Source organism: Streptomyces sp. NBC_00104, from assembly GCF_045160825.1.
Taxonomy (GTDB): domain Bacteria; phylum Actinomycetota; class Actinomycetes; order Streptomycetales; family Streptomycetaceae; genus Streptomyces.
Genome location: NZ_CP108215.1, coordinates 2,456,123 through 2,474,894 on the forward strand (window position 1 = coordinate 2,456,123; position 18,772 = coordinate 2,474,894).

The window sequence follows — 18,772 nt, forward strand, 5'->3', positions numbered from 1 at the left end:
GCGGGTGCCGCCCTTCGTACGCCGGTGCCCTGGGGCTACTTCCGCATGACCTCCGGCTCGTGGCGGCGCAGGAAGCGGGCCACGAGGACACCGCAGATCACGCCGAGCACGATGAGGGCGATCATGTCGAGGCTGTAGGCGCCGACCGTGTGGTCCCACAGCGGGTCCGTGTCGCCGGCCTCCTTGGGCGGGCTGATGTTGTTGAAGTCCAGCGTGGCACCGGCGGCGGCGACCGCCCAGCGCGACGGCATCAGGTACGAGAACTCGTTGACCCCGGGGCTGCCGTGCAGGGCGAAGAGGCAGCCGGTGAAGACGACCTGGACGATCGCGAACATCACCAGCAGCGGCATCGTCTTCTCGGCGGTCTTCACCAGCGAGGAGATGACCAGGCCGAACATCATGGACGTGAAGCCGAGCCCCATGATCGGGATGGAGAGTTCGAGCATGACGGCGAACTTGCCGGTGCCGAAGATCAGGGACTCGTCCGGGATGGTCCGGCTGGAGAAGCCGATCGCGCCGACCATGGCGCCCTGGAACACGGTGACCGCGCCGAGGACGATCACCTTGGACATCAGGTACGCGGAACGCGACAGGCCGGTCGCCCGCTCCCGCTCGTAGATCACCCGTTCCTTGATCAGTTCTCGGACCGAGTTGGCGGCTCCCGCGAAGCACGCGCCGACCGCGAGGATCAGCAGCACCGTGGTGGCCGTGCCGTTCGGGATGGGCAGGCCGGTGGCCTTGTTCACCCCCCGGACCAGCAGGTCCTTGTCCGGGTCGATGAGCAGGCTCACCGCGCCGAGCACGGCCGGCAGGATCACCGTCAGCGCGAGGAAGCCCTTGTCGGACGCGATGACGGAGACATAGCGCCGGACCAGGGTGCCGAGCTGGGAGAACCAGCCCTGAGGCTTCGGCGGGCGCATCGACTGCGGCGGCGGCATGTGCACCGACTGCGGGGCGACGGCGTCGATGTCCGCGGCGTACATCTGGTAGTGCTGCGAGCCCTTCCAGCGGCCCGCCCAGTCGTAGTCGCGGTAGTTCTCGAAGGCGGAGAAGACATCGGCCCAGGTGTCGTAGCCGAAGAAGTTCAGGGCCTCCTCGGGCGGACCGAAGTACGCCACCGAGCCGCCCGGGGCCATCACCAGGAGCTTGTCGCAGATCGCCAGCTCGGCCACGGAGTGGGTGACCACCAGGACCGTACGGCCGTCGTCGGCGAGGCCGCGCAGCAGCTGCATGACGTCGCGGTCCATGCCCGGGTCGAGGCCGGAGGTCGGCTCGTCCAGGAAGATCAGCGACGGCTTGGTCAGCAGCTCCAGGGCGACCGAGACGCGCTTGCGCTGGCCGCCGGAGAGGGAGGTGACCTTCTTGTCCTTGTGGATGTCGAGCTTCAGCTCGCGCAGCACCTCGTCGATACGGGCGTCGCGCTCCTTGGCCGTGGTGTCGGCGGGGAAGCGCAGCTTGGCCGCGTACTTGAGGGCCTTCTTGACGGTCAGCTCCTTGTGCAGGATGTCGTCCTGCGGGACCAGACCGATGCGCTGGCGCAGCTCGGCGAACTGCTTGTACAGGTTCCGGTTGTCGTAGAGGACGTCACCCTGGTTGGCGGGGCGGTAGCCCGTGAGCGCCTTCAGCAGGGTGGACTTGCCGGAGCCCGACGGGCCGATGACCGCGATGAGCGACTTCTCCGGGACGCCGAAGGAGACGTCCTTCAGGATCTGCTTGCCGCCGTCGACGGTGACCGTCAGGTGGCGTGCGGAGAAGGAGACGTCACCGGTGTCGACGAACTCTTCGAGGCGGTCGCCGATGATGCGGAACGTCGAGTGGCCGACGCCGACGATGTCGTTCGGGCCGAGGAGCGCCGTGCCGCCCTTGGCGATCGGCATACCGTTGACGAACGTGCCGTTGTGCGAGCCGAGGTCGCGGATCTCGAAGCGCCCGTCGGGCGTCGCGTGGAACTCGGCGTGGTTGCGCGAGACCTGGAGGTCGGAGACGACCAGTTCGTTCTCCAGGGCACGGCCGATGCGCATGACGCGGCCGAGTGACAGGTGGTGGAACGTGGTCGGGCTGCGGTCGCCGTAGACCGGCGGCGCCCCCGCGCCACCACCGGGGCCCTGCTGCGGGAAGCCCTGCTGATGCGGGACCTGTGCCGCTTGCGGCTGCTGCCAGCCCGCCTGCGGGGCCTGCTGCTGCGGGGCCTGCTGGGCGGCGTATCCGGCGCTCGCGCCCTGCGCGGCGTACGGCTGCTGCTGGGGCTGCGCGACGGACGCGGCGGCACCGGAGAGGTTGAGTCTCGGGCCGTCGGTCGCGTTGCCCAGGTGCACGGCCGAGCCGGGGCCGATCTCCAGTTGGTGGATCCGCTGGCCCTGCGCGAAGGTGCCGTTGGTGCTGCCGTGGTCCTCGATCACCCAACTACGGCCGCTGAAGCTGATCGTGGCGTGACGCCAGGACACCCTGGCGTCGTCGAACACGATGTCCCCCTGCGGATCACGTCCGAGGGTATATGCCCTGGACGGATCGAGCGTCCAGGTTTGTCCGTTCAATTCCAGTACGAGTTCCGGCACTCCATGCCCCACTGAGTTGTCCCCCGAAATTACCCCCAACACAGGGAGTCTAGGGATGTCGAACATCGGGGGGAACTATTTCAGGCTCGACCCCCTGACCGAAAGTCGGGCCTTGTGAAGAGAACGTACGGGGGCATCACCCCATCCCGTTGACGGGGTTGAAACCGGGCCGGAGAGTGGTAATCCCACGCGAGGGGGACATCAGCGGTGCAACGCCGCGATGTGGATCGGGGGGTCCGACCATGAGCGACCGGAATGTTGGCCGTGGCAGGAGCGTGCCGTGGGGGGATGTACTGTTCTCCGCGATCGCCGCCGTGAGCTGGGCGTTGATCGGAATGGCGGGTACGGCGGCGCTCGGTCTGCATCTGCTGGAGGCCGACTCGGCGGGTGAACTGGGGCCCATGACCGCGGCGGTTGTGGCGCTCGGGGCGGGTGGGTCGGTGACCCCCTCCGGCGATGTGTCCGTCTTTGGCCTGGAAGGAGCGCAGGCGACCACCGCCATCGAGATCACGCCACTGGGTGTCGGCCTGGTGGGAGCGCTCCTGCTGTCCTGGTTCTTCCTACGGTCCTTGCGCGGCGCGGGAGTTGTGATCTCCTCCGTCGAACTCCTCGCGCGCGCGGGCACGGTGCTCGCGCTCTTCGTGGCGTTGATGGGCGGACTGGCCTGGGCCGGGAACGCCGTCATCACCCTCGACGGCAGCCGCCTGGGGATCGACGGACAACTGCCGGGCGGCGGCGACCTCGACGACGTGGAGATCCCCGGACTCGGCGACATCGGGGACATCGGCGGCGGTCTGCTGCCGGACCGGCTGGGCGACCTCGCCGACGCAGGCGCCGAGGTGGGCTTCTCGGTCGACACCGTGCCGACCCTGCTCGGCGGCCTGGCCTGGTGCGTCGGTGTGCTGCTCATCGCCCTGCTGGCCTCGCGCCGCACTCCCCTGCCGCCCGCCCTCGACGTGGTGCACCGGGTCGTACGGCCGGCCGTCTCCGCGGTGGTCACCGTGCTCCTGGTGGCGGTCCTGGCCGGGCTCGCGGCGGCGGCGTACGCGGCGGTCAGCGACCCCCACCCCGAGCGGATCGCCGGCGCGGCGCTCCTCGGCGCGCCCAACGGCGTCTGGCTGGGCGTCCCCCTCGGCCTCCTCGTCCCCTGGGACGGCAAGGCCACCGGGCAACTCGCCGACCTGCTGCCCGACCCCCTCGACGAGTTGCTGCGCGTCGGCGCCGATGAGCCCGTCACCCTCGGTCGCCTCGCCGAACTGGACGGCCGGGTCTGGCTGTTGGGCCTCGCCGCCGCGCTGATGATGGTGTACGCGGGGGTCCTGACCGCCGTACGTACGCCTTTCGCACGGGGCTCGGCTGCCACCGCTGCCGGGGGTGCGACCGGTGCGGACGGACGGGGCGGGGGCGCGCTCGGCTTCGTGGGGCGCTGCGCGCTTCGGCTCGGGCTCGCGACGGCGGTGGCACTGCCGCTGCTCGTCCGGTTGACGGAGGTGTCGGTGGACGCCTCGCTGGCCCTGTTCGGCATCGACGCGTTCGACGCGGGCATCGAGCTGCGCGGGCAGCCGGCGACGGCCTTGGTGCTGGGCGCGCCGTGGGGCGCGGGTGCGGGGGCCGCGGGGGCGCTGCTGGCGTGCGCGGCGGGGGCCGCGGGGCGGCGGGCCTCGCCGTGGGCGCGGGGGGACGCGGGGGGCGGCTGGGCGAGCACCGCGACCTCCGAGGCCCACGCGACCGACTCCTCCTCGGGACCGTACACGCCGGGCACGCCGTACCGGCCGCCGAACCCGGACACCAACCCGTATCTGCGACTGCCGGACGAGCTGCGGAGGCCTCGGGGAGCCCTGGGGGCGCGGGAGGGCCGGGAGCCCAAGGGTCCCCGGCCGCCCGACGTCAACGGGGCGCCGACGGTGATGCGGCGTTTCACGCCGCCGCCCCGCCGGCCGGGACAGCGGCCGGGAGCGGGCCCCGGATCAGGGTCGGGGCCGCGATCCGGGTCCGGTTCGGGTACCTGGCCCGCACCGCCGCCACCACCGGAGGAGGGGCCGCCGCCACCGCCACCGCCACCGCCGGGGCCGCCGGGGCCGCGCGGGCGTTGAGCTGCCGGGGAACGGGGGCGAGGTCCGGGTCGGGTCGGGTCGGGTCGGGTCAGGGCGGTTCGGGTCGGGTCGGGTCGGGTCAGGGCGGGGCCACGATCCAGGTCCGGGCGGGCTACCCGGCCCGCACCGCCACCACCACTACCACCGGAGGAAGGACCGCTACCGCCACGTCCGCCGCCAGGGTCGTGCGGGCGTTGAGATGCCCGGGAACGGGGGTGATGCGAGGGAGATCTTCGGGACGTCGTACACGGTCCGGGTGCGCTTTCCTCACTGGTAACCCAGTGTTCTCCGTCCGCTGGGCGGACCTCAGGGGCAAAAGGCACGGGGCGCCGGATACGGTTGGCACATCATGAGCGCTTCGCAGACCTCCTCTGACGTCCCCACCCTCCTCGTCAAGATCTTCGGCAAGGACCGGCCGGGCATCACCGCCGGGCTGTTCGACACCCTCGCCGCGTACTCCGTCGACGTGGTCGACATCGAGCAGGTCGTCACCCGTGGCCGGATCGTGCTGTGCGCGCTCGTGACCGAGCCGCCCGCCGGGCAGGAGGGCGACCTGCGGGCGACCGTCCACAGCTGGGCGGAGTCGATGAAGATGCAGGCGGAGATCATCTCCGGCCTGGGCGACAACCGGCCCCGTGGCCTCGGCCGCTCGCACGTCACCGTGCTGGGACACCCGCTGACCGCCGAGTCCACCGCCCGGATCGCCGCCCGGATCACCGCGACCGGCGGCAACATCGACCGTATCTTCCGGCTCGCCAAGTACCCGGTGACGGCCGTCGAGTTCGCGGTGTCCGGTACGGAACCGGAGACGCTGCGGACCGCGCTGGTCACCGAGTCGGTGGCGTTGGGCGTGGACGTGGCCGTGGTCGCCGCGGGTCTGCACCGGCGGGCGCAGCGGCTGGTGGTCATGGACGTGGACTCCACGCTCATCCAGGACGAGGTGATCGAACTCTTCGCCGCGCACGCCGGGTGCGAGAAGGAGGTCGCCGAGGTGACGGAGGCCGCGATGCGCGGGGAGCTGGACTTCGAGCAGTCGCTGCACGCGCGGGTGGCGCTGCTGGAGGGGCTCGACGCCTCGGTGGTGGAGAAGGTGCGCAGCGAGGTGCGGCTCACGCCGGGGGCGCGCACGCTGATCCGTACGCTGAAGCGGCTGGGCTTCCAAGTCGGTGTCGTCTCGGGCGGATTCACCCAGGTCACGGACGACCTCAAGGAGCGGCTGGGCCTCGACTTCGCACAGGCCAACACGCTGGAGATCGTCGACGGCAAGCTCACCGGCAAGGTCGTCGGTGAGATCGTGGACCGCGCGGGCAAGGCGCGGCTGCTGCGCCGGTTCGCCGCCGAGGCGGGGGTCCCGCTGGTCCAGACCGTGGCCATCGGCGATGGCGCCAACGACCTCGACATGCTCAACGCGGCCGGTCTGGGCGTCGCCTTCAACGCCAAGCCGGTCGTCCGCGAGGCCGCGCACACCGCGGTGAACTTCCCCTTCCTCGACACCGTCCTGTACCTCCTCGGGGTGACCCGGGAAGAGGTCGAGGCGGCGGACACGCACGACGCGTAGCGAGGGCGGACGACGAAGGCCCGGCACCGAGGTGGTGCCGGGCCTTCGCCCTGACGAGCCCCTGGGGTGGCGGGTGCCCGGGAAGCCGTACGCCATACGCCGGTGGGGTCGCACCCGCCCGTGGGCGCCCTACGCCGGGTGCCGGCGGGGCCGCACGGCCGGGGTCACTCCGTCGGCGCCCAGTAGTCGGCCAGCGTGGTCACGCCCGGCTCCAGGCTCTTCCAGGGGCCCTCGAAGGAGAGCACGGCGAAGGCGGCGGCCGGGAAGCCGAAGCGGTTCATGCGCTCGCGGGCGTCGCCCTCCGCGCTGCCGGCGAGAATGTCGGCGAGGCCCTGGATTCCGGGGTTGTGGCCGATCAGCACGACGTTCTGCGCGTCGTCCGGGGTTTCGTTGAGCAGAGCGATCAGCTCGCCGGGCGAGGCCTCGTAGATCCGCTCCTCGTAGACCGTTTTCGGCCGCTCGGGCAGTTCGTGGACGGCCAGCTTCCAGGTCTCAAGGGTCCTGACCGCCGTGGAGCAGAGGGCAAGGTCAAGGGGGATGCCGGAGTCGGCCAGCTTGCGCCCGGCGACGGCGGCGTCCATGCGGCCCCGGTCGGCGAGCGGCCGCTCGTGGTCGGAGACCTGGGGCCAGTCGGCTTTCGCATGCCGGAAGAGGACAATCCTGCGGGGTTCTGCGACGCTCATGCGTCCCAGCTTCGCACGAAACAGGCCATGGGGCGCAGGGAGTTGAAGTGCGGATACCCGGCACCGGTACATGTGCTTCCGGCGGGCTGGCCGCTCGTCACGGTGTGTGGTTCAGCAGTGCCTGGTGTATGCGCTCCAGGAGGTGGGCGACCGTGGGGTCACCGCTCGCCGCCTGGGCCTGCGCGGGGTTCAGGATCAGCAGCAGGAGGGTGACGAAGCCGAGGGCCGGCAGGGCCACCGCCCACCAGGGCAGCCGGGTGTCGACGCGGCTGGTGGTCGCCGGGTGGGGCCGGGTGTGCGTACGGGCCGACATGCCGCCTCCGTGGTCTGCGAGTCCTCGTGGCCCGGTCCTCCGTGGGCCCTCGCGGGTCCCCTGCGGCCACGATCTCGACGTTACGGAACGCGGGCGGCCCGACCCATCCGGTGATCCACCCACTTCACCCTGAGACTCGTCCCCTAGGGGACGGGGGGGTTATCCCCACCCCGCGAGGGGCCACCCCGCGAGGGGGCGAGGGTCACGGTGACGCGATGGCCGCGATGATCCCGATGACGACGAAGATGGCGAGGAACGAGCCGAAGACCAGGAGCATCTTCTTCTGGCCGTTCTGGGGGTTCGGGTCGAGCACTGGCATGCGGCCAGTCTCGCACCCCTGACCCGCCGGGGAGCCGCCGGGGTGCGGCTCAGCGGGCCGCCTCGTCCTCCACCACCCGGTCGCGGCCGGCCAGGACACCCGCGGCGATCTGCGGGAGCAGCAGGGCGGCCATGAGGGCGAGGGGCAGGCCCCAGCCGCCGCTGTGCTGGTAGAGGACGCCGACGACGAGCGGGCCGGGGATCGAGATCAGGTAGCCCGCGCTCTGCGCGAAGGCGGACAGCTTGACCACGCCCGCGCCGGTCCTGGCCCGCATGCCGACCATGGTGAGCGCGAGCGGGAAGGAGCAGTTGGCGATGCCGATCAGCAGCGCCCATGCCCAGGCGCCCTCCGCCGGGGCGAGGTAGAGGCCCCCGTAGCCGAGGAGGCCGCAGACACCGAGGAAGGCCGCGATCGGCCCCTGGTGGGGCAGCCGGGTGGCGAGCCGGGGGATCACGAAGGCCAGCGGTACGCCCATCACCATCGTGACGGCCAGCAGCAGCCCGGCCGTGCCGGCCGGGACCCCCGCGTCCCGGAAGATCTGCGCCATCCACCCCATCGTGATGTAGGCGGCGGTCGCCTGGAGCCCGAAGAACACGGCGAGGGCCCAGGCGGTACGGCTCCGGGTGATCCGCAGGGCGGGCCCTTCGCCTCGTACGGGGGCCGACGGTGCCCCGGCCCGCTCCGCGGTGCGCGCGCCCCGGTCCCCTGCGAGCGGCAGCCACGGCAGCACGGCCGCCGCCGCGAGGACCGCCCACAGGGCCAGCCCGGGCCGCCAACTCCCGCCCAGCGCCTCGGTCAGGGGCACGGTGACGGCCGCCGCGGAGGAGGTGCCGAGGGCGAGGGCCATGGAGTAGAGGCCCGTCATGGAGCCGACCCGGTCGGGGAACCAGCGCTTGACGATGACCGGCATCAGGACGTTGCTGACGGCGATACCCATCAGGGCGAGGGCGCTCGCGGCCAGGAAGCCGGCCGTGCCGCCGACGTACGGCCGGATCGACAGGCCGCCGGTGATGGCGACCATGCCCGCGCAGACGACGGCGGCCGGGCCGAAGCGGCGGGCGAGCCGGGGCGCCATGACCCCGAAGAGGGCGAAGCAGAGTGGCGGTACGGAGGTGAGGAGGCCGGCGACGCTGCCGCTCATGCCGAGCCCGGCGCGCACCTCTTCGAGGAGGGCTCCGAGGCTGGTGATGGCGGGGCGGAGGTTGAGGGCCGTCAGGACGATGCCCACGATCACCAGTCGCGTCGTCCACGCGCGCGTGCCTCGCGCCCGGGCTTCGACCTCGCGTTCGGCCTGGGCCTGGGCGGGTGCGGGTGCGACTCGATCGGGTGCGGCTGTCGACGTCAGGGTTTCCTCGCTCACCATGACACTCATCATAGAATCATAGGATGATTGGTTGTCCAGGGCCCGGCTCTTCCCGGTCGCCCCGTCCATGCGAAGGTGTGCCATGCCGCTGAGCCATCCCCGCCGATCGGCGCTGTCCGAGCAGGTCATCGCCGCGCTGCGGAACCAGATCACCTCGGGCGAGTGGCCGGTCGGGTCGCGGATCCCCACCGAGCCCGAGCTGGTCGAGCAGCTGGGCGTCGCCCGGAACACGGTCCGTGAGGCCGTCCGCGCGCTCGCGCACAACGGTCTGCTGGACATCCGGCAGGGTTCCGGCACCTACGTCGTGGCGACCAGCGAACTCGCCGGCGTGATGCACCGCCGCTTCGCGGACGCCGACCCGACCCATATCGCCGAACTTCGCTCCGCCCTGGAGTCGAGCGCCGCGAAGCTCGCCGCCGAGCGGCGCACCGACAGGGACCTGAGGCAGCTGGACACCCTCCTGGCGCGTCGCGAGGAGGCATGGGCGTCGGGCGACGCGGAGGCCTTCGTGACCGCCGACGCGACCTTCCACATGGCGGTCGTGGCCGCGTCCCACAACGACGTCGTGACGACCGTCTACGCGGACCTGGGCGAGGTGCTGCGGGACTGGCTGCGCGGGGACGTGGGCGAGGAGCTGACCCCGGAGACGTACATGGACCACGCCCGGCTCGTGGACGCCCTCCGCGCGGGCGACGCGGAGACCGCCGCGGCGGAGGCGGCCGGCTATCCGTTCCACTGCCGTCCCGGGCGGGTCAGCCCACCCCCCGCTGGTGGCTGAACCACACCGAGCGGACTTCCTTCCAGCAGCGCCCGGTGAGCCGTACGGTCCGCGCCGGACCCGTCTCGACCGCGGCGCTGTCACTGTCGATGTCCCACCAGCGCGCGCACTCGATGTGCAGCCGGACGCGGTCGACGGCCACGTACGGGTTGTAGCAGTGCGCGATCACCTGGGAGCCGGTGACGGTGCTGCGGCAGGCCGCCCCGAAGGGATCGGGTTCGTCGGCCACGACGCGCGCGTGCGGTGCCGACTCGGACGGGAGGGTGAGTACGAGAGCCAGGGCGACGACAGCTGGGGCGATGCTGCGGGAGATGCGCACAAGGGGGACCTCCTCGGCCGAGTGGCTGAGCGGTACACGTCCAGCGTGCGCGGCACCCGGCCCGGGCGGCCCGTCCAATGAGCCGAACGAGTGATCGTCGCGGCGGAGAGGAGTACGGCGAGGGCGCACACCCGGATGGATGCGCGCCCTCGAAACGGCCGTCGGACCTCGGTGTCGGCGCTCACGCCCCGATCGCGTGCAGCCCGCCGTCCACGTGGATGATCTCGCCGGTGGTCTTCGGGAACCAGTCGCTCAGCAGGGCGACGACGCCCTTGCCGGCCGGCTCCGGGTCCTTGAGGTCCCACTCCAGGGGAGAGCGGTCGTCCCACACGGCGGCCAGCTCGCCGAAGCCCGGGATGGACTTGGCGGCCATGGAAGCGAGGGGGCCGGCGGAGACGAGGTTGCAGCGGATGTTCTGCTTGCCCAGGTCGCGGGCGACGTAACGGCTGGTGGCCTCCAGGGCGGCCTTGGCCGGACCCATCCAGTCGTACTGCGGCCAGGCGAACTTCGCGTCGAAGGTGAGGCCGACGACCGAGCCGCCGTTCTGCATCAGCGGCAGGCAGGCCATGGTCAGCGACTTCAGCGAGTACGCCGAGACGTGCATCGCGGTGGCGACGGACTCGAACGGCGTGTTGAGGAAGTTGCCGCCGAGGGCGTCCTGCGGGGCGAAGCCGATGGAGTGGACGACACCGTCCAGGCCGCCGAGCTCCTCGCCGACGATGTCGGCCAGGCGCCCGAGGTGCTCGTCGTTGGTGACGTCGAGCTCGATGACCTTGGTGGGCTTGGGGAGCTTCCTGGCGATGCGCTCGGTCAGCGTGGGCCGGGGGAAGGCCGTGAGGATGATCTCGGCGCCCTGCTCCTGGGCCAGCTTGGCGGTGTGGAAGGCGATGGAGGACTCCATCAGCACACCGGTGATCAGGACGCGCTTGCCCTCGAGGATTCCGCTCATGGTGATCAGTGACCCATTCCCAGTCCGCCGTCTACGGGGATGACGGCTCCAGTGATGTACGAGGCGTCGTCCGAGGCGAGGAACCGCACCGTCGCGGCGATCTCCTCGGGCTGCGCGTACCGGCCCAGCGGCACCTGCTTCACGATGCCCGCGCGCTGCTCGTCGGTGAGCACCTTGGTCATGTCGGTGTCGACGAAGCCGGGGGCGACGACGTTGAAGGTGATGTTGCGCGAGCCCAGCTCACGGGCGAGGGAACGCGCGAAGCCGACCAGGGCGGCCTTGGAGGCCGCGTAGTTGGCCTGGCCGGGCGAGCCGTAGAGGCCCACGACCGAGGAAATGAGGACGACGCGGCCCTTCTTGGCGCGCAGCATGCCGCGGTTGGCGCGCTTGACGACGCGGAAGGTGCCGGTGAGGTTGGTGTCGATGACCGAGGTGAAGTCCTCCTCGGTCATGCGCATCAGGAGCTGGTCCTTGGTGACGCCGGCGTTGGCGATCAGGATCTCGACCGGGCCGTGCTCGGCCTCGATCTCCTTGTAGGCCTGCTCCACCTGCTCGGGGTCGGTGATGTCGCACTTGACGGCCAGGAAGCCGGCCGGCGGCTCCCCCGAGCGGTACGTGATGGCGACCTTGTCGCCGGCGTCGGCGAACACGCGGGCGATGGCGAGGCCGATGCCCCGGTTGCCTCCGGTGACGAGAACCGAGCGGCTCAACGGATCACCCTTTCCTTAGCGGTCTGAACGCCTGCCTGAATGCCTGGACGGCAGGTGCCTTCCTCGAAAACCTATCGGTCCGGTCCGCCGGGTGGGCATTGGGGCAGTGACAGTGGCTCGGGGGTGTCGCTGTCGGATCCCTACAGAAAGCCGGCCGACCACAGCCGGAAAGATGTGGTCCGGCCGCCCGCGGGCGCGACATGATCGGACCCGACAGACCACGACAACCGCTCGGCAACAGGGAGACCTCGGTGCCTCATTCGATCGACGAAGCCTTCACGGCACTACCGCTAAGGGCTCTGGCCGACGCCGCGCTCGCCCGCGCCCGTGCCCTCGGCGCCGACCACGCGGACTTCCGGTTCGAGCGGGTGCGCAGTGCGTCCTGGCGACTGCGGGACGCGAAGCCGGCCGGGTCGTCGGACACGACGGACCTCGGGTACGCGGTGCGGGTGGTGCACGGCGGGACCTGGGGGTTCGCGTCCGGGGTGGACCTGACGATGGACGCCGCCGCGAAGGTCGCCTCGCAGGCGGTGGCGATGGCCAAGCTGTCCGCGCAGGTCATCAAGGCCGCCGGGTCCGACGAGCGGGTGGAGCTGGCGGACGAGCCCGTACACGCCGAGAAGACCTGGATCTCCTCGTACGAGATCGATCCGTTCACCGTCCCCGACGAGGAGAAGTCCGCGCTGCTGACGGACTGGAGCACGCGGCTGCTGGCGGCCGACGGGGTCAACCATGTGGACGCCTCGCTGCTGACGGTGCACGAGAACAAGTTCTACGCGGACACCGCCGGGACCGTGACCACCCAGCAGCGCGTACGGCTGCATCCGTCGCTGACCGCCGTGTCGGTCGACGAGTCCAGCGGTGAGTTCGACTCGATGCGGACGCTGGCGCCGCCGGTCGGGCGCGGCTGGGAGTACCTGACGGGCACCGGCTGGGACTGGGACGACGAGCTGGCGCGGATCCCGGAACTGCTCGCCGAGAAGATGCGGGCGCCGAGCGTCGAGGCGGGCGTCTACGACCTGGTCGTCGACCCGTCCAACCTGTGGCTGACCATCCACGAGTCCATCGGCCACGCCACCGAGCTGGACCGCGCGCTCGGCTACGAGGCCGCCTACGCCGGTACCTCCTTCGCCACCTTCGACAAGCTCGGCAAGCTGAGGTACGGCTCCGAGCTGATGAACGTCAGCGGCGACCGCACCGCCGAGCACGGCCTGGCGACCATCGGGTACGACGACGAGGGGGTGGAGTGCCAGAGCTGGGATCTCGTCAAGGACGGGACCCTCGTCGGATACCAGCTCGACCGGCGCATCGCCCGGCTGACCGAGCTCGGGCGTTCCAACGGCTGCGCGTACGCCGACTCCCCCGGGCATGTGCCCGTGCAGCGCATGGCCAACGTGTCGCTGAAGCCGGACCCTGCCGGGATGTCGACCGAGGATCTGATCGGCGGGGTCGACCGGGGGGTCTATGTGGTCGGGGACCGGTCGTGGTCCATCGACATGCAGCGGTACAACTTCCAGTTCACCGGGCAGCGGTTCTTCAAGATCGAGAACGGGCGGATCACCGGGCAGCTGCGGGACGTCGCGTACCAGGCGACGACGACCGACTTCTGGGGCTCCATGGCGGCCGTGGGCGGGCCGCAGACATACGTCCTGGGCGGCGCCTTCAACTGCGGGAAGGCCCAGCCGGGCCAGGTCGCCGCGGTGTCGCACGGCTGCCCGTCGGCCCTCTTCAAGGGCGTCAACATTCTGAACACCACGCAGGAGGCCGGTCGATGAGCGGGCGGAACAACAGCGCGCGGAACAGCAAGGCGCACAAGCCGCACGAGATCGTCGAGCGGGCCCTCGAACTCTCCCGGGCCGACGGCTGTGTGGTGATCGCCGACGAGTACTCGACGGCGAACCTGCGCTGGGCGGGCAACGCGCTGACCACGAACGGCGTCACCCGGGGCCGGTCGGTGACCGTCGTCGCCACCGTCGACGGCAAGGAGGGCACCGCCTCCGGGGTCGTGTCGCGGTCCGCCGTCACCGCCGAGGAACTGGAGCCGCTGGTGCGGGCCGCCGAGGCGGCGGCGCGCGGCGCCGGACCCGCCGAGGACGCCCAGCCGCTGGTCACGGGCGTAAAGCACTCCCCCGACTTCACGGAGGCTCCCGCCGAGACCTCCTCCGCGGTGTTCGCCGACTTCGCGCCGGCCCTCGGCGAGTCGTTCGCACGCGCGCGTGCGGGCGGCCGCGAGTTGTACGGCTTCGCCAACCACGAGCTGGTGTCGAGCTATCTCGGTACGTCCACCGGGCTGCGGCTGCGGCACGACCAGCCGAACGGCACGCTGGAGGTGAACGCCAAGTCCCCGGACCGTAAGCGCTCGGCCTGGGCGGGGCGCTCCACCCGGGACTTCAAGGACGTCGATCCGGGCGTTCTGGACGCGGAGCTGGCCGTGCGGCTGGGCTGGGCCGAGCGGCGGGTGCCGCTGCCCGCCGGGCGGTACGAGACGCTGCTGCCGCCCACGGCGGTGGCGGACCTGCTGATCTACCAGATGTGGTCGGCGTCGGCGCGGGACGCGGCCGAGGGCCGGACGGTGTTCAGCAAGCCCGGCGGCACGCGGATCGGCGAGCGGCTGACGGAGCTGCCGCTGAGCCTGCGCAGCGACCCGAACGAGCCGGGCCTGGAGTCCGCGCCCTTCGTGCTGGCCCACTCCTCCGGCGGCGACAGTTCGGTGTTCGACAACGGGCTGCCGCTGAAGGCGACCGAGTGGATCCGCGAGGGCGAGATCGCGAATCTGCCGACCACCCGGCACAGCGCGGGCCTGACCGGGCTGCCGGTGGTACCGACCATCGGCAACCTGATCCTGGACGGCGGCGAGGACCGCTCCCTGGAGGAGATGGTCGCGAACACGCGGCACGGGCTGCTGCTGACCTGCCTGTGGTACATCCGCGAGGTCGACCCCGCGACGCTGCTGCTGACCGGGCTGACCCGGGACGGCGTCTACCTCGTGGAGAACGGCGAGGTCACGGGCGAGGTCAACAACTTCCGGTTCAACGAGTCGCCGGTGGACCTCCTCGGCCGGGCCACGGAGGCCGGGCGCACGGAGAAGACGCTGCCGCGCGAGTGGAGCGACTACTTCACCCGGGCCGCGATGCCCGCGCTGCGGGTGCCGGATTTCAATATGAGTTCTGTCAGCCAGGGCGTATAACCTCGTAGGCGTTCGTGGTCGGCTGTCACCCGACTGCCGGGCGAACACCTGCGAAGACCATCGAGGAGACACGAGAACCGTGACGGACATCGTCGACGAGCTGAAGTGGCGGGGGCTGTTCGCCCTGTCCACCGACGAGGACGCTTTGCGCAAGGCGCTCGCGGACGGTCCCGTCACGTTCTATTGCGGTTACGACCCGACCGCGCCGTCCCTGCACGTCGGGCACCTGGTGCAGGTGCTCACCATGCGCCGGCTCCAGCAGGCCGGGCACCGGCCGCTGGCGCTGGTCGGCGGCGCGACCGGCCTGATCGGCGACCCGCGCCCGACGGCGGAGCGCACGCTGAACGACCCGGAGACGGTGGTCGGCTGGGTGGGCAAGCTGCGCGCCCAGATCGAGCCGTTCCTGTCCTTCGAGGGCGAGAACGCGGCCGTCATGGTCAACAACCTCGACTGGACCGAGGGCCTGTCCGCCATCGAGTTCCTGCGGGACATCGGCAAGCACTTCCGCGTCAACAAGATGCTGACGAAGGACTCCGTCGCCCGCCGGCTGGAGTCCGACCAGGGCATCAGCTACACCGAGTTCAGCTACCAGATCCTCCAGGGCATGGACTTCCTCCAGCTCTACCGGAGGTACGGCTGCACCCTCCAGCAGGGCGGCAGCGACCAGTGGGGCAACCTCACGGCCGGCCTGGACCTGATCCACCGGCTGGAGCCCGGCGTGGAGGCGCACGCGCTGGCCACCCCGCTGATGACCAAGGCGGACGGCACGAAGTTCGGCAAGACCGAGGGCGGCGCCGTCTGGCTCGACCCGGAGATGACGACGCCGTACGCGTTCTACCAGTTCTGGCTGAACGTGGACGACCGGGACATCACCCGGTACATGCGCATCCTCTCCTTCAAGTCCCGTGCGGAGCTTGAGGAGTTGGAGCAGCAGACGGAGGAGCGGCCGCAGGCGCGGGCGGCGCAGCGCGCGCTGGCCGAGGAACTGACGACCCTCGTACACGGGGCCGACCAGACCGCCGCCGTGATCGCCGCGTCCAGGGCGCTCTTCGGTCAGGGCGAGCTGGCGGAGCTGGACGAGAAGACGCTGGCCGCGGCGCTGTCCGAGCTGCCGCACGCGAAGGTCGCCGAGCTGGCGCCGGTCGTGGACCTCCTCGCGGAGGTCGGGCTGGTGCCGAGCAAGTCCGCGGGGCGTCGGACCGTGAAGGAGGGCGGGGCCTACGTGAACAACGTGAAGGTCACCGCGGAGGACGCGGTTCCCTCAGGGGAAGAGCTCCTCCATGGGCGGTGGCTGGTGTTGCGGCGAGGGAAGAGGAACCTGGCCGCCGTCGAGGTGACCGGGGCCTAGACGCCGTAGGGGCGTGGGGATGCCGGCGGCTGCGGATCGTTCGTGGTCGCTCGCGCGGTTCCCCGCGCCCCATTCGGGGCTCAGGTCCGCTGTTTTCTCTTGCCCAGGGTCGCCATGTACGCCATGTCGCCCAGGGCCACGATGGCGATCGCGGCGATCAGCTGGAAGATGTGGCGGCTCCAGTCGATGCCGGAGGTCTCTTCGACGCCGAAGCCGCGCGCGATCGCGTTGCCGACGACGGCGCCCAGCATGCCGAAGATCGTCGTCAGCCAGAGCGGGCTGTGCTGCTTGCCCGGAATGATCGCCTTGGCCAGCAGGCCGAGTACGAATCCCACGATGATCGCCCACAACCAGCCCATGGCTGCCTCCTCGTACGGCTCGACGTGAGCATTACGCCCAGTGTCGGCCTGCCTGCGGTACGACGCATGTCGGGCACTGCCGTACGCGCTACGGCGCATTTCCTCCCCTCCCTGTGGAAGGTGACCCGGTCTCGTAGGCGGCGCGGACGCGGCGTAACGTTGGGCTTGTCCGTACCGCGTTCGCTAGCGGGCGGGGGCGGGGCACGGGCCGGGGAGCGTCCGATACAGGCGGGTGGTGGAACGTGATGCGGAAGCAGAGCAACGCCGAGGTCTTCCGGATCACAGGAGCCCGGCAGGGCCTCGCCGACGACGTTCGCGGCCGGCAGCGTCGCTACATCATCTCGATGTCCGTCCGCACCCTCGCGGTGATCGCCGCCGCGGTTCTCTGGAACGTGGAACGGCACGTCGCGGTCGTCGCACTGGTGCTCGGCGGGATACTGCCCTACATCGCCGTGGTGATCGCCAACGCGGGCCGTGAGAACGCGCCCTCGCTGCCGTCCACGTTCGTCCACGCCCCGACGCGTCCGATGATCACTCCGCCCCGGGAGACGGACGCCTCCTCCTCGGCCGAATTCGGAGCCGAGGCACGCTTCGCGGAATCCGTCCCGGAAGACGCCGCGGCCGATCCCGCGGACGGTCGGCGGAGTGAACCGCGCGAGCGGGCCTGAGCACCGGGAATCCGGTCGAAGCGGAATCGGACCACCCGCCAAGCTCAAGAAATGCTCAGATCAATCATGTAGTTCCTGTGCCGGGCAGAGGCCCACCCGTGACATACTTCGTACGCGCTCCGCATCCCCCGTCGGAGCGACAGACCGACGCCGGGCAGCTCCCCCCGTGGCTGCTCGGCGTCGCCTTTTCCGGGACTGGTTTTCTGAGGCTAGGGTCGACGTGTGAACATCCTCAACGTCCCCGGCTCCGACCCCTCCTCCCCCATCTGTTCGGCCAAGGGCTGTCGTGCCGACGCGGTCTGGGTGCTCGCCTGGAACAACCCGAAGCTGCACACGCCTGAGCGCCGCAAGACGTGGCTCGCGTGCGACGAGCATCGGGAGCACCTGTCCCAGTTCCTGGGTGTGCGGGGGTTTCTGAAGGATGTCGTGAAGCTGGCGGAGTGGGAGGGTCGGGCGTCGTAGGGTGCTCAGCCCCCGATTGCCGACATGGGCCTGTCGGGCTGGACGAAGGACGGGTCGTCCAGGCCCGCTCCCGCCTTCTTGCCCCACATCGCCAGGCGCCAGATGCGGGCGATCTCCTCGTCGGGGGCGCCGGAGCGCAGGGCGGCGCGCAGGTCGGTCTCCTCGCGGGCGAAGAGGCAGGTGCGGACCTGGCCGTCGGCGGTGAGGCGGGTGCGGTCGCAGGCCGAGCAGAAGGGGCGGGTGACGGAGGCGATGACGCCGACGCGGTGCGGGCCGCCGTCCACCAGCCAGCGTTCCGCCGGGGCCGAGCCGCGCTCGTCCTGGCCCTCGGGGGTCAGGTCGAAACGGGTGCGCAGTGACGTCAGGATGTCGCCCGCCGTGACCATGCCGTCGCGCTTCCAGCCGTGCTGGGCGTCCAGGGGCATCTGCTCGATGAAGCGCAGCTCGTAGTCGTGCTCCACGGCCCAGGCGAGGAGGTCCGGGGCCTCGTTCTCGTTCAGGCCCGGCATCAGGACCGAGTTGACCTTGACGGGAGTCAGGCCGGCGTCGCGGGCGGCGGCCAGGCCTTCGAGGACGTCCTTGTGCCGGTCCCGGCGGGTGAGGGTCTTGAAGACGTCCGGGCGGATGGTGTCCAGGGACACGTTCACCCGGTCCAGGCCCGCCGCCTTCAGGGCCGTCGCCGTGCGCTTGAGGCCGATGCCGTTGGTGGTCAGGGACATCTGGGGGCGGGGGGCGAGAGCCGCCACGCGCTCCACTATGCCGACCAGGCCGGGGCGCAGCAGCGGCTCACCGCCGGTGAAGCGGACCTCCGTGACGCCCAGGACGCGGACGGCGATGTCGATGAGACGGACGATCTCGTCGTCGTCGAGCAGGTCGGGCTTGGCCAGCCACTGCAGGCCTTCCTCGGGCATGCAGTACGTACAGCGCAGATTGCACCGGTCGGTCAGCGAGACCCTCAGGTCGGTGGCCACTCGGCCGTAGGTGTCGATGAGCACGTGGGCCCCCTCCCTCGTCGGACCGATCGACGAACGTGGTTCCGCTCGTGGATCGCTGATGATTCCTTCTCCGGACACCTGCGAGCCTACGTGACCCCTCCGACAACATCACA

The 18,772-nt window shown here is 71.0% G+C and carries 18 protein-coding genes; 8 read left to right on the plus strand and 10 right to left on the minus strand.

The genetic code is table 11. The annotated features are described in order from the left end of the window. Positions 1-35 precede the first annotated feature (35 nt). On the minus strand, positions 36-2,555 hold the full coding sequence (locus tag OG272_RS10630) for an FHA domain-containing protein (protein ID WP_326583784.1): 2,520 nt from the start codon (positions 2,553-2,555) through the stop codon (positions 36-38). A 242-nt stretch (positions 2,556-2,797) separates the two neighbouring features. Between OG272_RS10630 and OG272_RS10635 the strand changes: the two genes are divergently transcribed. Continuing rightward, positions 2,798-4,648 (plus strand): streptophobe family protein, encoded by a 1,851-nt coding sequence (locus OG272_RS10635; protein ID WP_328222682.1) that lies wholly within the window; start codon positions 2,798-2,800, stop codon positions 4,646-4,648. A gap of 349 nt (positions 4,649-4,997) precedes the next feature. Further along, a complete protein-coding gene (gene serB, locus OG272_RS10640; protein WP_326583782.1) occupies positions 4,998-6,206 on the plus strand; it encodes a phosphoserine phosphatase SerB in 1,209 nt (402 codons plus the stop codon). A gap of 164 nt (positions 6,207-6,370) precedes the next feature. Here serB and OG272_RS10645 read toward each other — a convergent pair whose 3' ends face one another. The 4 genes from OG272_RS10645 to OG272_RS10660 form a co-directional block, all read right to left on the minus strand. Continuing rightward, positions 6,371-6,889: a histidine phosphatase family protein gene (locus tag OG272_RS10645; protein ID WP_326583781.1), complete on the minus strand. Its 519-nt coding sequence runs from the start codon at positions 6,887-6,889 to the stop codon at positions 6,371-6,373. A 97-nt stretch (positions 6,890-6,986) separates the two neighbouring features. Further along, positions 6,987-7,202 (minus strand): hypothetical protein, encoded by a 216-nt coding sequence (locus tag OG272_RS10650; RefSeq protein WP_327730373.1) that lies wholly within the window; start codon positions 7,200-7,202, stop codon positions 6,987-6,989. Between the two features lie 202 nt (positions 7,203-7,404). Continuing rightward, positions 7,405-7,521 carry an SGM_5486 family transporter-associated protein gene (locus tag OG272_RS10655; protein ID WP_005477623.1) on the minus strand — a complete coding sequence of 39 codons (117 nt, stop codon included), beginning with the start codon at positions 7,519-7,521 and terminating at the stop codon, positions 7,405-7,407. A 49-nt stretch (positions 7,522-7,570) separates the two neighbouring features. Beyond that, positions 7,571-8,884, minus strand: coding sequence for a CynX/NimT family MFS transporter (locus tag OG272_RS10660; protein ID WP_405893139.1), 1,314 nt, complete (start codon positions 8,882-8,884; stop codon positions 7,571-7,573). 82 nt (positions 8,885-8,966) lie between these two features. Between OG272_RS10660 and OG272_RS10665 the strand changes: the two genes are divergently transcribed. Beyond that, positions 8,967-9,662, plus strand: coding sequence for a FadR/GntR family transcriptional regulator (locus OG272_RS10665; RefSeq protein WP_328222687.1), 696 nt, complete (start codon positions 8,967-8,969; stop codon positions 9,660-9,662). On the opposite strand, the gene OG272_RS10670 is transcribed toward OG272_RS10665, so the two are convergent. The 3 genes from OG272_RS10670 to fabG form a co-directional block, all read right to left on the minus strand. Next, positions 9,637-9,981, minus strand: coding sequence for a hypothetical protein (locus OG272_RS10670; RefSeq protein ID WP_327730370.1), 345 nt, complete (start codon positions 9,979-9,981; stop codon positions 9,637-9,639). The genes OG272_RS10665 and OG272_RS10670 overlap by 26 nt on opposite strands. A gap of 181 nt (positions 9,982-10,162) precedes the next feature. Continuing rightward, a complete protein-coding gene (gene fabI / locus OG272_RS10675; protein WP_326583776.1) occupies positions 10,163-10,930 on the minus strand; it encodes an enoyl-ACP reductase FabI in 768 nt (255 codons plus the stop codon). Positions 10,931-10,935: 5 nt separating this feature from the next. Further along, a complete protein-coding gene (gene fabG, locus OG272_RS10680) occupies positions 10,936-11,640 on the minus strand; it encodes a 3-oxoacyl-[acyl-carrier-protein] reductase (RefSeq protein WP_327730369.1) in 705 nt (234 codons plus the stop codon). Between the two features lie 251 nt (positions 11,641-11,891). Here fabG and OG272_RS10685 point away from each other — a divergent pair, with 251 nt between their 5' ends. The 3 genes from OG272_RS10685 to tyrS all read left to right on the plus strand — a co-directional run bounded on the left by OG272_RS10685 (position 11,892) and on the right by tyrS (position 16,175). After that, positions 11,892-13,415, plus strand: coding sequence for a TldD/PmbA family protein (locus OG272_RS10685; protein WP_327730368.1), 1,524 nt, complete (start codon positions 11,892-11,894; stop codon positions 13,413-13,415). Then, positions 13,412-14,827 carry a metallopeptidase TldD-related protein gene (locus OG272_RS10690; protein WP_326583773.1) on the plus strand — a complete coding sequence of 472 codons (1,416 nt, stop codon included), beginning with the start codon at positions 13,412-13,414 and terminating at the stop codon, positions 14,825-14,827. Before OG272_RS10685 ends, OG272_RS10690 begins: the two co-directional genes overlap by 4 nt. 79 nt (positions 14,828-14,906) lie before the next feature. Next, the gene (gene tyrS / locus OG272_RS10695) at positions 14,907-16,175 is read left to right on the plus strand and encodes a tyrosine--tRNA ligase (RefSeq protein ID WP_327730367.1); all 1,269 of its coding nucleotides are present in this window, start codon (positions 14,907-14,909) and stop codon (positions 16,173-16,175) included. Positions 16,176-16,255: 80 nt separating this feature from the next. On the opposite strand, the gene OG272_RS10700 is transcribed toward tyrS, so the two are convergent. Then, positions 16,256-16,534 carry a GlsB/YeaQ/YmgE family stress response membrane protein gene (locus tag OG272_RS10700; RefSeq protein ID WP_326585883.1) on the minus strand — a complete coding sequence of 93 codons (279 nt, stop codon included), beginning with the start codon at positions 16,532-16,534 and terminating at the stop codon, positions 16,256-16,258. Positions 16,535-16,779: 245 nt separating this feature from the next. Here OG272_RS10700 and OG272_RS10705 point away from each other — a divergent pair, with 245 nt between their 5' ends. Together OG272_RS10705 and OG272_RS10710 are read left to right on the plus strand one after the other, a co-directional pair. Further along, positions 16,780-17,202, plus strand: coding sequence for a DUF3099 domain-containing protein (locus OG272_RS10705; protein WP_326583771.1), 423 nt, complete (start codon positions 16,780-16,782; stop codon positions 17,200-17,202). A 222-nt stretch (positions 17,203-17,424) separates the two neighbouring features. Then, positions 17,425-17,664 carry a hypothetical protein gene (locus OG272_RS10710; RefSeq protein WP_327730366.1) on the plus strand — a complete coding sequence of 80 codons (240 nt, stop codon included), beginning with the start codon at positions 17,425-17,427 and terminating at the stop codon, positions 17,662-17,664. A 5-nt stretch (positions 17,665-17,669) separates the two neighbouring features. Here OG272_RS10710 and moaA read toward each other — a convergent pair whose 3' ends face one another. Beyond that, positions 17,670-18,659 carry a GTP 3',8-cyclase MoaA gene (gene moaA, locus OG272_RS10715; RefSeq protein ID WP_326574324.1) on the minus strand — a complete coding sequence of 330 codons (990 nt, stop codon included), beginning with the start codon at positions 18,657-18,659 and terminating at the stop codon, positions 17,670-17,672. Between the last annotated feature and the right edge of the window lie 113 nt (positions 18,660-18,772).